This window comes from Bartonella sp. CM86QHHN, from assembly GCF_042194695.1.
Taxonomy (GTDB): Bacteria; Pseudomonadota; Alphaproteobacteria; order Rhizobiales; family Rhizobiaceae; genus Bartonella.
The window spans coordinates 61871-76696 of record NZ_JBHIND010000010.1 but is presented as its reverse complement, the minus strand read 5'-3'; the positions used below and the strand labels follow the sequence as shown (position 1 = coordinate 76696).

The following is a 14826-nucleotide window of genomic DNA, read 5'->3' as shown; positions in this document are numbered from 1 at the left end:
TTCTGAGGGAAACTTGTAAAAGCCTAAATTTATAATGTTGTATTTTCGAGAAGCGGCGTTAAATAGCGGAGATATACTAAGTAAGTTCGTTGAACGCTTGAAAACGATGCTTTATCCACCAATTTGTCCTGGATGTAAGCAAAATGTTTCTACTTATGGTACGATTTGCTCCGAATGTTGGAAAGATCTTCAATTTATCACGAAACCTTATTGTCCTGTTATGGGGACTCCTTTTGTTTGTGATATGGGGGATGGTTTTCTTAGTGGTGAAGCACTCCGTAACTCCCATCCTTTTTCACGTGTTCGCTCAGTCATTGTTCATAAAGGGCTTGCACGAACTTTAGTAACGCGCTTAAAATATGGTGATCATATAGAATTGGCATCATTTATGGCCAATTGGATGATGTTTGCTGGACGCGAGGTTATTGATGATTGTGATGTTATTATTCCCATTCCATTGCATTTTCGTCGTTTTTGGGAGAGGCGTTATAATCAATCTGCTGAGCTTGCACGTTATATTGCAGCATCACAAAAAAAGCTTTTAAAACCGAGTTGGCTTGTTCGTTGTCGGCATACCCGTCCGCAGGTTAGTCTTTCTTCGAGAGAGAGAAAACTTAACGTAAAAAATGCTTTTAAGGTTTCGCATAAAGTTAAAAAATATCTCAAAGGATGTTCTGTTTTGCTGATTGATGATGTATTTACAACGGGTGCAACAGTTACAGCAGCAGCTGCTGCATTAAAAGATGCAGGTGCACGACAGGTTGATGTGCTAACATTTTCGCGTGTTCTCAAAGAAGATTCTATTTTTCCCTCTTCTTAAGAGGAATTTAAAATGAATATTATTAAAAAATATTGGAGGATAATACTATGAAAGAGGTAATAATTTATACACGCCCTAACTGTCCTTATTGTACAAAAGCACGTGATTTGCTTAATAAAAAAGGCGTAAAGTATACAGATATTGATGCTTCCACATCCCTTCGCCAAGAAATGGTACAGCGTGCAAATGGACGTAATACATTTCCACAAATTTTCATAGGTGATTATCACGTTGGCGGTTGTGATGATCTTTATGCTTTAGAGGCTGAGGGAAAGCTCAATTCTTTATTACAAGGCATATAATATTTGTAAATTACATATTCTTAAGACCGTTTTGCAAGAAGGAGATAGTTAACGCCCATGTCTTTTGAGCGATTCCAGCTGTCGTTTAATGGGTTATAAGTAATACCTATCTCATCAATGACAGTCAGAGCGTTTTTTGATAAGAAGTTTTTAAGTTCTAGAGGTTTTAGGAATTTTTTATAATCATGGGTTCCTTTAGGAAGCCAACGTAGAATATATTCAGCGCCTACAATAGCAAGCCCCCATGCTTTCCATGTGCGGTTGAGTGTTGAGACAAACATCAACCCTTGTGGTTTCAACATTTTTGCTGTAGCTGCTATGAAGAGATTAACGTCAGCGACATGTTCAACAACTTCCATATTAAGGATAATATCAAATTTTTCTCCTTCATTGGCAAGTACTTCTGCTGTCGTCGTGCGGTAATCAATGGAAAGGTCATTTTGAGCTGCATGGGTTTTTGCGACTTCAATATTTGTTTGTGCAGCATCAACGCCTACAACTATAGCACCAAGACGTGCCATTGGTTCAGATAACAAGCCTCCTCCACAGCCAATATCAAGAATTTTCAAATTGTGAAAGGGCGTAAGTGAAGAAGGGTCACGATTAAACTCTAAACAGATTTTTTCTCTGATGTAAGCAAGGCGTGTTGGGTTAAATTGGTGAAGAGGTCGAAATTTTCCTTGTGGATTCCACCATTCTGTAGCAATACGTGAAAAATGATCAATTTCACTTTGATCAATAGTCGTTTGTGTTTCATCGATCATGTTGCCTTCCTTTATTTTTAATGATCAGGTCAAGTAGATTTTATACAAAGTCAAGAGAAATTAATATAATCATAATGAAACTTGCACAAATGATAGATATTCGCTATGTCGAGAAAATGGTTAGTTGATACAGCATCTAATTCTCATTACTGTTTGAGATAAGAGATGTAAAGGTAAGAGTGTTATTAATGGCGCGCATTGTCATGAAATTTGGTGGAACATCTGTAGCAAACATGGAATGTATTCATAATGTTGCACGGCATGTCAAAAGAGAGGTTGATGCAGGCAATGAGGTAGCCGTTGTCGTATCTGCGATGGCTGGTAAAACAAATGAACTTGTTCAGTGGACAAGTGATGCTTCCTCTATGCATAGAGATGCTCGTGAATATGATGTTGTGGTTGCTTCTGGTGAACAGGTTACGTCAGGTTTGTTGGCTTTGACACTTCGAGAAATGGGGGTGAATGCACGTTCATGGCTTGGTTGGCAAATTCCTATTCATACAGACAATGCGCATGGCCGTGCACGTATTACTAATATTGATGGATCTTTTTTAATCGAGTGTTTTCAGGAAGGTCAGGTTGCCGTTATTGCTGGTTTTCAGGGGTTATCTCCGGATAACCGGATTTCTACCTTAGGGCGTGGGGGATCAGATACAAGTGCTGTTGCTATAGCCGCTGCTGTACAAGCTGATCGCTGTGATATTTATACGGATGTGGATGGTGTTTATACAACGGATCCACGTATAGAGCCGAAAGCGCGTCGTTTACCAAAAGTAGCTTTTGAAGAAATGCTAGAAATGGCTTCTCTTGGTGCAAAGGTTTTACAGGTTCGTTCTGTTGAATTGGCAATGGTTCATAAGGTTCGTACCTTTGTGCGTTCAAGTTTTGAGGATCCTGATGCGTTAGGCATGGAGGATCCAATGAGTTCTTCTGGAACACTTATTTGCGATGAGGATGAAATTGTGGAACAACAAAATGTTACTGGTATTGCTTTTGCTAAGGATGAAGCACAAATTTCCCTTCGTCGGCTTGCCGATCGTCCAGGGATTTCGGCAGCAATTTTTGGTCCCTTGGCTGAAGAAAGCATTAATGTTGATATGATTGTGCAAAATATTTCTGAAGATGGCTCAAAAACTGATATGACTTTTACTGTACCATCATCAGATGTAGAAAAAGCCGTTACACTTCTTGAAAAGAATCGCAAAGAAATTGGATTTGATGTTCTCCAGTTTGAAAGCGATCTCGCCAAGGTATCTGTGATTGGTATTGGAATGCGTAGCCATGCAGGTGTTGCCGCTACAGCATTTAAGGCTTTGGCTGAAAAGGGTATTAACATTCAAGCAATTACGACCTCAGAAATTAAAATTTCTATTTTGATTGATAGTGCTTACACTGAACTTGCGGTTAGAACATTACATGCTGTTTATGCACTTGATAAGGGATAAGTATTTTTTAGTTTCAACAGAGTTTCAATAACGTAAAGCTTTAATATATATTAATAATTTTTGTTAAGGATATTTATATTTTTAATTTAAATGGAATATTTAATACAGCAGGACTCTCTCATTTTAAACTTGTTCATGATGAATTTAAAATGGTCACTTATACATTACAAGAGAAAGATGTTTGGGTAAAAAACGGTTTAAGAAGGGATATAAAATATGCCGTCTATAAACGTTTTAGAGCCTATAGAGAGGGATGGAGAAGTCTTTACGATAAGCCTTAATAGAACTAAGGAACAATGCACTGCGTTTATTCAAAAGATGCATGTTACATGAGGGACAGCCCCGTCAATACAGATTTAATATTATAAATCTTAGAGAAATTAGAGCTCATTAGATTAGTGATGGAATTACCAAAATAGAATTGATGATGTATTTTCTAGAGATGTTTAGTTTGTCATCAAATGATTGTTTATGACTTTACGTATATCTTGAAAATTTAATTTTTTCCGTATTACGAGGCAATAAAAAAATATATCTCTATAGATAATATTTATGTTGCACTATAAGTTATAAAATTACTATATCTTATGCGTTTATAGCTTCTTCAGAAGTACTTTTCATAAAATCATGTAAATATAGATCAAAATTAATGATAATGTTACAGTGTGTTGCTTTTATGATTTTATTACTTAAATTTTTTTCATGTCTATTTCTCTTTTTTGAATTATGATTAAGATTTTCAAAGTTTTTGATATCTCCATATGTTCTTTAGGTTAACTTTCTTCCCTTAACTACTCTATTATAAGTATTTTCTGTATCATACTGCCAATCACACATGAAATACATTCTTTCGTTTTTTCAGTATATCGTGCTAGTTTCTTATCATGTTTACATATTTTGCAAATGGTGGTCTTTGTAAGCAAAACTCTTCTTGTGAGAAATATAGCCATATTATTTTACCCTTCTTGTATTTTATGTAGCGTTGTACAATTTGAAAGTCTCGGAAATATTGCTTTTTAAATTATCTATGAAGAGTATTTTATGATATCAAGAAATATAGAGCGAGCTCTTTAAACAAAAAGAAAATAAATATCAAATAAGAGCGGAAAAAGGGGAGAACAACGATATATATGCTCTATTTTTCCACCAATCATATGTTTTAGAATAGTCTAAATGACTAGGATTTTCTTTTTTCCCGCGAGTTAATTACGTAAACTAGAGTGCTCCCTGTGGAAGCATGCTTCAAGTTTAATTCTTTCATGGAGTGAGACAAGCGATGTGTCGATGATAAAAAACGGGAATATTTTTCCACTCCATTGTCAATCTAGTAGTGATGTTATGACGTTGTTATTCCAAATAAATCTTTTGTTTTTTGTTACCTGTATCAATATCTAATGTCAGTGCAGATGCATATTTGATGGTATATTGAGACGGATAAGGGGCCTACGAGCAACTCCTGTTTTTGTATGCCAGATAGGAATAAGGATGTTGCGTATACCTGGTGGGGTAATTTCTGAAATGGAGATAAAACCTAATTGGGTGAGATGAAGCCATAAAAGTAAAAACCAACTTCCATTTTACAATTTCCTTTTAATTCTGCTTTACAATTTTCAAAGGTATTGACAGCAATATCTTTTAAATAATGGATATTACACATTGGTTCACATTTTTGTTTATTGCGTTATTTAAATCGTATATGCCTTTCACGTAAAAAAAAACGCTATTATAGTGCCAATTTACGCGCTTGTTTTGAAGAAATATCTCTCTCCCCAAGCCCCCACATTATGGCGCCTGTGGATGGCGTAACGTAAAGTTTATTGGGGACCACCATCTCCTTTACTTAGATCAAAGGTGTCAGCTGGTCGTCATCATTTAATTTTTAGTTTTCCTGTTGAACAGCGCTTATATGGATATGATGAAGCATTCTTATTTCTTTCTTCAAATAATCCATACTTCTCCTCGGCTTGTGACGTGTAAGAGAATAGTCTTGATTGATTCATCATGTACAGATTTGAAATGAGGAAATCATACGATATTTAGACTCCATTCAAGATTTATAATGATAAATCAAATATTTTTTATCCAAAAATAATGTGCTTTTAAGAAGATAAAAATTAAAGTTATTTAGAATACCGCAATAAAATCAGTAACGAGGAGGGTGGTTTATTGAAAAAAAATAAACCATGGAATTACTTAACTGATTATTGAATTTTGCTTATTCTTATCTGTTTCGTATGATTAAACATAAGATATTGATTTATAATAATTAATTTTTTCTTTATAGTGAATAATAGTCCCGACGAAAGGCAGCTTTTCTGAAACCACGAAGCCTTTCATATTGAAACAATTAAAATCATTTTTGTGCACACCATGAGTGGAGCCGGTGCATGAGTAAAAGAATATTGAAGAAAGGAATAAAAATATCTCTTATAAGTCTTCTTAAGAGTCAAAGGTGTTGTAACATTAGAGGCTCGTAAATAGTATGATGATGTTAGTTTTCTCCTTCATAAGTGTAAAGATGAGGCGAGACAACAGCTTTTACATTAAATATCGTCCGAACCCAACAAATGAGCGAAATCGCTTTTTAAAAGTTCTGCATAAAAATGTATTTTTAGTTAGTTTGTTAGGAACTATGAGAAATTCCTTTATTGCGCTTAATATAAATAAATCCATATCCCAGACCGATAAGGGCAGATAAACCTGAGCCACAAAGGACCCCAATTTTTGCCGCATCAAGCAGAATAATATCTTTAAAAGCGAGCATTGAAACAAAAATAGACATTGTAAAGCCAATTCCTGCTAAAAAACCAATGAGTAAAACGCCTGTCCAGGTCATATGAGGGGGGAGGCGGCATAGCCCTGATTTTACAGCTATATAACTGGCAGTGATAATACCAAGAGGCTTACCGATGAAAAGACCAATGACAACACCCAAAACAATCAAGAATGATTTGTCAGAAGAAAGATCAAAGCTTGCAAAACTTACTCCTGCATTTGCGAAGGCAAAAACTGGCATGATACCGTATGCAACCCATGGATGCAATGCTTTTTGAACACGTGTTACTGGGGCAATCATGGCCCGTTGTCCTTTGCGCATCTTTTTCAATGCTGTTGAAATATGATGCAGATCTGTTTTTGTATTTTTTTCTTGAAGAATTTGCATAGCATTACTGAGCATGGTGAGTGGCGCTACAAGAGTACGGGTAGGAAGAACGGGAGTCATCATCCCTAAGATTACGCCAGCAAGCGATGGGTGAACGCCTGTTACCATTAAACCCCACCAAATGATTGCACCAGGTAAAATGTAAAGCCATGCTGATGCAAGCCCGATCCACTGAAAAAATAGTACCAAAGCAATACCCGCTCCTGCAATCATTAAACCGCTAGGATCAATGTTTGTTGAGTAGAAAAAAGCAATAATAAGAACAGCGATAATATCGTCAATAATTGCTAATGATAGAAGAATAATATGAAGATTAGAGGGAATTTTTTTCCCTAGAAGAGCAAGAATACCTAGAGCAAAGGCAATATCTGTTGCTGTTGGCACAGCCCAACCGCGGATATGTCCCTCGTTAAAATTGAAGATAAAGTAAATAATTGCAGGAACACAAACGCCCCCTATTGCAGCAACAATTGGTAAGATTGCTTGTTTAAAATCGGCAAGAGCCCCTTCATGAATTTCGCGTCGAATTTCCATTCCTGCGACGAGAAAGAAAATAGTCATAAGGGCATCATTAACCCAGAAATGTAAATCCCATGAAAGAGTGAAATGACCCAAATTAAAGCCAAGAGGTGTATGCCAAAAAGATTCATAGAAAGCAGCATATTTAGAATTGGCAAAAATAAGTGCAGAAGCAGCAGCTAATAAAAGAACAACACCACTAAGAGCTTCAATATGGAGAAAACGCTCGATAGCAGAAAGCGCTTGATTAGTGACACGAGAAGCGCGATTAGGCAGGCGATTTGAAGATAAATCAGACATGAACAACTCCAAGCATCGTCAATTTTAGATTCTATACTCTCTGTATAAATGACTTTGTATGATACCTTCTGTATCATACAAAAGAAAAAAGAGGAATAAAGTTCTTAATTTATAGACAAGATCATCATGTTTAAAGCACAAAATGTTTAACGCGACGCTTCATTTTTAATAGTGAGATGTACTTTGCTTAAAGCCTTAGATAGATCATTTTGTAGAGCAGATTCGAGATCAACTATTGCGAGACCTTTATTATCTTTTGCTTTAATTTTAACGATCAATGTTTGTGGATTTTTAGCAAATTCTCCTAAGGATTTTGAAATTTTTTCTGCTTCGTCATGATTTTTTAGCAGAATTTTTGGGGTCTGCGTCATCATTAGATAGAAATCGTCATAAAGTTCCTTTTTTAGATCATGTTGGCTGTCATTAAGATTTTGCGCAAGATAAGAAAAAAGCTTATCAATGAAACCTGCATCCGTATATTGTATATCAATTTCATTGATGCCAAGGTCTTGAGACGCAGCAATCATTATATTTTTCTGACCAGAAAAAAGCTTTTCATCAACATCAATAACCTTAGCCGAGATGTTCCCAGATCCAACGTTTTTCATATTGAAAGACATTGTATCAAGAAAGAGCATACGTTTTTTTTCATCGTAAGAAATATCAATTTTTCCTGAAACATTAAAGCGCTCAAAGTTCAGGTTTTTGAAGAACTCTAAGTCTTTTTCATTCATTTTTTTAGGTAAAACGGAAAGGTTATTGAGAGAAAGAAAAAGCTTTTTAGGGATAGGTTGTTTCCACAAACTTGGTTTGAATTGGAATGATTCGAGCGTTGCTTTCAACTGCGGTATATCAACGGTGATATTATCAACTTTGGCATCCGCTGAGGTAATGGCGAGCAGTATGTTTAGAAGAAGACCATTTTGTGCTACTTTTTCAGCGATTTTATTATTCTCTTTTCTTGCATTAAGATAAGCTTTGATTAATTTTTCAGGAGTTTGCTCAAGCGGTTTCATCTTTAAACCAGATGTTTTAAACTGCCCAAGGAAGAAAGAGCTGTTTTTTTCTGCTTCTTCAAAAATATCGACACTTATATTATTCAAAGAAATGGGGCCAGTAACGGTTTTACCTTGATTGAGAGCATTGTTTTTTCCAAAAATGATAGAGTAGGCATAGTTGATGTCGATATCATGGGCTTTTATTGTATTACTTTTAGCCATAAGTTGCATCTGTTTGGCACCATTTGCTACGACCGTTTTAAGATCCATATTTTTGATACTAACTGAATGGATATGGTTATTTCTAAAATCAGAAAGCTGGAAATTCTTGATTTCAACCGTTTCTGTTCGGTTATTTTTATTTTCTATAGAAAGTTGTATATTGGGAGCAATAATTGAGGAAAGCTCAATACGCATCATTGACTGTAAAAGACGTGATGTTATCGTTCTATCTTTTTCTTTTAAGGATACATTCCGAAGAGAAATTTGGGGAATTTGCACATGAATATTATTATACTTTAAATCAACATTATAAAATGTAAAAGTTCCGGGAATAAAGGAAAGAGGAGGACGGGCAGAAATGGCACCAATTTTAAGTGATGTACCAGCTGGAACAGGTATTGTCACATTCTTCAAATTGATTTTACCTAGAATGCTTACTTCAGATGTTTCGGCTTTTATGGAATGACGGGCTATTTCTTTTCTTACAAAACTGTCAAGATAGGGTTTTGCAATATAAAATCCACCAACAATTATAATTGCCAAGATAGCAACAAATCCAATAATGCAAGTGAGCCAATATCTGAGGTTACTTTGATACCCACTATTAAGATTGACCATTCTTTCTTCTTTCATTTTTATCACTCTTTGAATTGAGAGTGAAGATAAATTCTTTTAAGCAACGACAAAGGTTTAAATATAGCGTGTACCAGTTTCAACAATTATCTACTCTCTATATTAGAGTTATTCTCATCTTTTTTGCAATATAGCTTTATCAACTTTTATCAATTTTCTTTGGGTTCAGCACTTTATAGAAAAGCACGCATAATAAGGAGAGGCAAGTTTATGCGCATCATAATTTTTTATCACTTTAAAATTATCCTAAAATATTTCGATGTCTGCTTTTATCTTGCTGCTGTTTATAGGAATATTTAAAACATAAAAAATATGTTCTTGTTCATTATAATTTAATGGGGAGAGGTAAGTGTTATGACAGAAAATCAAATAATGGCTTTTTCGATCATTGGTCTCATGATGGTTGTTTTTATTTGGGATCGATTTCGTTATGATCTTGTTGCTATTTGTACTTTATTAATAGCTTGTGCCCTTGGTCTTGTCAGTCCGAAGGAAGCTTTTAGCGGTTTTAGTAATGATATCGTTATTATCGTGGGGAGTGTGTTTGTTGTCAGTACGGCTGTATCTCGCTCTGGTATAATGGAATTTATTATTCAACGGATATGGCCAGACGTGAAATCGGTGCGTCTTCAATTAGCGTTTTTGGTTCTTTCTGTTGTCGTATTATCAATGTTTGTTAAAAACATTGGTGCTTTGGCGATTATGCTTCCGATAGCTTTTCAGTTTGCACGTCGTTCTCAGGTTTCTCCTTCTGTCTTTTTGATGCCCATGGCCTTTGGTTCTTTGTTGGGGGGGCTTATGACACAGATAGGAACATCTCCCAATGTTGTTATTTCAGCGATGCAAGAACGTTTAGCAGGAACACCTTTTACTATGTTTGATTTTACACCAGTTGGTGCGGTTGTTGCGACGGCTGGTGTTGTATATTTGGTTCTTTTTTATTGGCTTTTGCCTGTGCGTGTGCGTTCAGGTGTATCATTTGATGATGCCATTGATATTCGTAATTATGTTGCAGAAGTGCATATTCCAATAAATTCACCGATTGTGGGAAAAAATATTGTTGATTTGGTTAAGCCATCAAGTGGTGATGTTATGGTGATTCAAATCATCAGAAACAAAGTATCTATTTCACCGTTACCAGATTTTGTTTTGTCTGAAAATGATATTATTTTGCTGGAAGGATCACATACAGGGTTAGATAGCGTGATGAATTCTGCTCGTTTAGAGTTTTCTAAGGGGCGAACTATTGTTGCAGGTGATAAGGACAGTGATATTGATATTATTGAAGCAGTCATTACCCATAATTCACCTCTTATCGGTATTAGTGCGAAAGAGTTTTCCTTATTTGATCGCTATAATGTAAATTTGCTTGCGTTAAGTCGTCAACATGAAAGGGTGCGGGGAAGACTTGATGATATTATTTTCCATCTTGGAGATGTGATTGTTTTGCAAGGACAGGATGCAGTTATTCCAAATTTATTAAGAGAATTGAAATGCTTGCCCCTAGCAAAACGAAATATTGTGTTTGGAAATTTACGACATGGTTTCATCTCTTTAGCTGTTTTATTTATAGCAATTATTTTTACAGCTTTTCATATTGTTCCAGTTGCTTTTTCTTTCTTTTCTGCTGCTGCTGCAATGGTGATCTTTCGTGTTTTGCCCGCGCGTGATCTGTATCAGGCATTAGATGGCTCAATATTAGTGCTATTAGCGGCTCTTATTCCAGTGAGTGAAGCGTTAGAGAAAACAGGATGTACGGATCTCATTGGTCAATGGCTGAGCCAATTGGCAATATTTTTCCCGCCATCCGGTGCTTTAGCGCTTATGTTGGTGACAGCTATGTTGGTTACGCCATTTTTGAATAATGCAGCAACAGTGATGATGGTAGCACCAATTGCGTCAAGTTTTGCTCATTCCCTTCATTATAAGCCTGAAGCTTTTTTGATGGCTGTTGCAATTGGTGCGGGCTGTGAGTTTCTTACACCTATTGGACATCAAAGTAATATGCTCGTGATGGCGCCAGGAGGATATCGTTTTAGTGATTATCCACGTTTAGGTGCTCCATTGGCGGTGTTGATCGTTATTATTGCTGTTCCAATGCTTATGTGGGTTTGGCCTTTACAATAGGATATTTTTAGAAACTTTAAGAATCAATTATAAAAGGTTGTTAATCGTATGAAGATAAGTTGAAGGGATATACTTTATATAAAGAGCTTTAACTGAAGATTTGGAATTATACCACACTGTAATCATGGCGCTTCGGTATTTTTGATACAGATAAAAATTTATCTATTTGGTTTTAGTAGATATTCATGGAAATTTACTGTTTATTCAAGTTTTTTCAAGAATTGGTTTTTCTATTATAATTGTATAATCCAATACAACCAACGATTGCGGTTGAAGACTTTAAAAGATTATTCCTCTATATAATGGAGAGAAAGTTCGCTTGAGATGATAGGCAATCATGATAAATATTAAGGCAGTGAATTTTTCATAATATGTAAAAGCTGTAATGTGAACAAACAGGGTGCTTACATCATTTTCGATTAAGACTGTTGCAAAAATCTGATTGAATTGGCTACATGTTGATTTAAAATAAATAAACGAGCAATTTAAAGATTTTTAGTTAATTAGGGCTACCATCTTTATCCATTTATGCGTAAAAGCACAGGTGAAGTAACTTTTTTCAAGGTATGATATATGTCGTATGATAGTTTTATTGCTGAAGTGAATGCAGAATTTCGTCAGGAAAAGGCGCTTGCTTTTTGGAGACGGTATGGTTTTTCAATTATTGGAGCGGCTGTTCTTTTTATATTCATGATAGTTGCTTATCAAGTTTATCATCATACACAAATAAAGAAAGCTGGTTATATTGGTGATGTATTTGTAAAGAGTCTTGATCTTGCGGATACACGTGATTTTGATAAAGCGATAAAGCAATTAGAAACTGTTAAAACCTCTCATTTTGGGGGGTATCCTTTTCTTGCTCGTTTACGTGAGGCTTCTTTACTCATGGAGAAAGGTGATATTATTAAGTCAGTGGAGATCTTTGATTCTGTTGCAGCGGATGAGAAAGCACCGCAGATTTTGCAGAAAGTTGCAAAAATTCGGGCGGCTTATATTCTGGTTGATACAGGGACATTAGCTGATGTTGAAAAGCGCATCAAAGATATGGCAAGTGATACCGATCCTATGCGTATGTCTGCAAGAGAAGCTTTAGGCTTAGCTGCTTATAAGGCGGATAAAATGGATGAGGCGGTTTATTATTTTAAGAAAATTTCTGAAGAAGGTTCTTTGGGTTTAAAAATAACAGATCGGGCTCGAATGATGCTTGAGCTTATACAAGCTGAGGGCAAAGCAAATAAGGAATAAATCGATGAGCCTTACCATTGCTATCGTTGGTCGTCCCAATGTTGGGAAGTCAACACTATTTAATCGTTTGGTTGGGCAAAAATTGGCTTTGGTTGATGATAAGCCTGGTGTAACACGTGATCGGCGTATTCATGCGGCAAAACTTCAAGATCTACGTTTTGATGTGATTGATACGGCTGGGCTGGAAGAAGCAGGTGATCATACACTTGAGGGGCGTATGCGTTCTCATACAAAAGTTGCAATTGATGAAGCGGATCTTATTTTATTTGTATTTGATGCAAAGAGCGGAATAACACCAAGTGATTTAAATTTTTCTTCATTGGTTCGCAAATCAGGAAAGCCAATTGTGCTTGTTGCCAATAAGTCTGAGTCAAGAGCGGCAACAGGAGGAGAGTATGAGGCGTGGTCATTAGGTTTGGGAGAGCCATGCCCAATATCGGCTGAACATGGTTTGGGACTTAGTGATCTGCGTGATGCAATTATAGATGCTGTTGGGTCAGAGCATGTTTTTGGCAACAACAAAGAAGAAGATAGAATGATACAACCTGCATCTGTTGGTGATGATGTAAAGGATTTGGAAGAAGAGGAGCTTATTTACGATGAAAGTAAGCCCATTAGGATTGCAATTGCGGGGCGTCCCAATACAGGAAAATCCACTCTTATCAATAGTATGTTGAAACAAGAGCGATTGTTAACAGGACCAGAAGCAGGACTCACGCGTGATTCTATTTCTGTAGATTGGGAATGGCGTGGTCGTCATATTAAACTTTTTGATACTGCAGGTTTACGTCGAAAGTCAAGAATTCAAGAAAAATTAGAAAAACTATCTGTTGCAGATACTTTGCGTGCTATTCGTTTTGCAGAAGTGGTGGTCATTGTTTTTGATGCAACGATACCTTTTGAAAAGCAGGATTTACAAATTGCTGATCTTGTGATTCGTGAAGGGCGTGTTCCAGTTATTGCTTTCAATAAGTGGGACCTTATTGAAAACAGTCAGACCACATTGATTGATTTGCATGAAAAATGTGCGCGATTTCTTCCTCAAGTTCGTGGTTTGAGAGCTGTTCCTTTATCAGGACAATATGGTCAAGGGATTGATAAACTGATGGAAAATGTCATGATGATGCACCGTGTATGGAATCGTCGCATTTCGACGGCTAAATTGAACCAATGGCTTGGAACTGTTGTGGCACATCATCCACCTCCTGCGGTTTCTGGACGTCGACTTAAGGTTAAATACATCACACAGGTTAAGACACGTCCTCCTGGATTTATGATTTCCTGCTCGCGCCCCAAAAGTATGCCTCAGTCGTATTTGCGTTATCTTGTCAATGGGTTACGTGAAACATTTGATATGTCTGGTATACCCGTTCGCATATCATTACGAGCCTCTGATAATCCTTTTGCGACACGTTCCAAGAAGAAATGATAACTCTTTAATTTTTTAAGTGAATGAAATCTATACTTAAGAATCTTAAAAATAAGTTTTTTCAATGATCTTTCTTTTCATAAAAGAAAAAGTTTTATTTGCTAAAGTTTTAATTTTATTGATAATCATTTATCATGAGCGCTATTGAATAGAGTTCTCTCATCTTGATAAAGATCATTTATTTGCATGTCATGAGAAGAGTTTAATAGGGAGTATTTAAGAAAGAGTACATAATCCTCTTAATGGGTTATTTAAGTGCAAGAATAGATGCAATATGAGGGTAGGGGAATATAATTATGATGCTTGTTTGAAAAGCAGCATTAGATTATCGTTTCATAAAAATAAAGCTTATGAATAAGCGCTTTTGCTTACGATAGTTTGTCTGAATAAAAAGCAAAAATATTTGCTGAATCTACGGATATTCAATTGTAAAGAGCGAAATTCATAAAAGTGGATTAAAATTGTATAAAGTAGTATGGTAATCGTATTTAAATTTTATTGTGTTCTATTGGCTTAATCTATTTGAAATTTTGGATTTATTAATATCTTGTATTTAAAGGACCTTCTCTTAATACCCTCAAGCTCATTTCGTGATGAGGCCTGTAATGGCGTATATAAAATACTTTGCGAATAGGATCATATAGAAACCATTGATTATTTCATTTTCATAAAATAAAAAGTGCAAGTTTATTCAAATAAAAGGAGAAAACCAACGCTCTCATACTGTTTTTAGCTTTCTATGTTCTCTTTCAAAACTAGGACTGATATAACATTGGGAGTCGGAAAATAAGATGGTATTGGTTTACACCTTTTGTTAAGTGTAAAAATGGTTGTTCTATGAGTTTTATATTATTCACGT

At 35.8% G+C, this 14826-nt stretch carries 9 protein-coding genes; 6 read left to right on the top strand and 3 right to left on the bottom strand.

What is annotated here, in order from left to right; translation table 11 throughout:
• Nucleotides 1-34: 34 nt before the first annotated feature.
• The gene (locus ACFIKX_RS01100) at nucleotides 35-820 is read left to right on the top strand and encodes a ComF family protein (protein ID WP_375613539.1); all 786 of its coding nucleotides are present in this window, start codon (nucleotides 35-37) and stop codon (nucleotides 818-820) included.
• A 47-nt stretch (nucleotides 821-867) separates the two neighbouring features.
• Nucleotides 868-1122 carry a glutaredoxin 3 gene (gene grxC / locus ACFIKX_RS01095; RefSeq protein WP_375612081.1) on the top strand — a complete coding sequence of 85 codons (255 nt, stop codon included), beginning with the start codon at nucleotides 868-870 and terminating at the stop codon, nucleotides 1120-1122.
• A gap of 20 nt (nucleotides 1123-1142) precedes the next feature.
• Here grxC and ubiG read toward each other — a convergent pair whose 3' ends face one another.
• A complete protein-coding gene (ubiG, locus tag ACFIKX_RS01090; protein ID WP_375629784.1) occupies nucleotides 1143-1886 on the bottom strand; it encodes a bifunctional 2-polyprenyl-6-hydroxyphenol methylase/3-demethylubiquinol 3-O-methyltransferase UbiG in 744 nt (247 codons plus the stop codon).
• A 188-nt stretch (nucleotides 1887-2074) separates the two neighbouring features.
• Here ubiG and ACFIKX_RS01085 point away from each other — a divergent pair, with 188 nt between their 5' ends.
• Entirely contained in the window at nucleotides 2075-3331 is a 1257-nt protein-coding gene (locus ACFIKX_RS01085) for an aspartate kinase (protein ID WP_375629782.1), read from the top strand.
• A 2623-nt stretch (nucleotides 3332-5954) separates the two neighbouring features.
• Here ACFIKX_RS01085 and nhaA read toward each other — a convergent pair.
• Together nhaA and ACFIKX_RS01075 are read right to left on the bottom strand one after the other, a co-directional pair.
• Entirely contained in the window at nucleotides 5955-7313 is a 1359-nt protein-coding gene (gene nhaA / locus ACFIKX_RS01080) for a Na+/H+ antiporter NhaA (RefSeq protein ID WP_375629779.1), read from the bottom strand.
• Nucleotides 7314-7459: 146 nt separating this feature from the next.
• Nucleotides 7460-9166, bottom strand: coding sequence for a hypothetical protein (locus ACFIKX_RS01075; RefSeq protein ID WP_375613535.1), 1707 nt, complete (start codon nucleotides 9164-9166; stop codon nucleotides 7460-7462).
• A gap of 354 nt (nucleotides 9167-9520) precedes the next feature.
• On the opposite strand from ACFIKX_RS01075, the gene ACFIKX_RS01070 reads away from it, so the two are divergent.
• From ACFIKX_RS01070 to der, 3 genes are all read left to right on the top strand, one after another.
• A complete protein-coding gene (locus ACFIKX_RS01070) occupies nucleotides 9521-11293 on the top strand; it encodes an SLC13 family permease (RefSeq protein WP_375613534.1) in 1773 nt (590 codons plus the stop codon).
• 573 nt (nucleotides 11294-11866) lie between these two features.
• Nucleotides 11867-12538, top strand: coding sequence for a tetratricopeptide repeat protein (locus tag ACFIKX_RS01065; RefSeq protein WP_375629776.1), 672 nt, complete (start codon nucleotides 11867-11869; stop codon nucleotides 12536-12538).
• A gap of 4 nt (nucleotides 12539-12542) precedes the next feature.
• Nucleotides 12543-13967: a ribosome biogenesis GTPase Der gene (der, locus tag ACFIKX_RS01060; protein ID WP_375629773.1), complete on the top strand. Its 1425-nt coding sequence runs from the start codon at nucleotides 12543-12545 to the stop codon at nucleotides 13965-13967.
• Nucleotides 13968-14826: the final 859 nt, after the last annotated feature.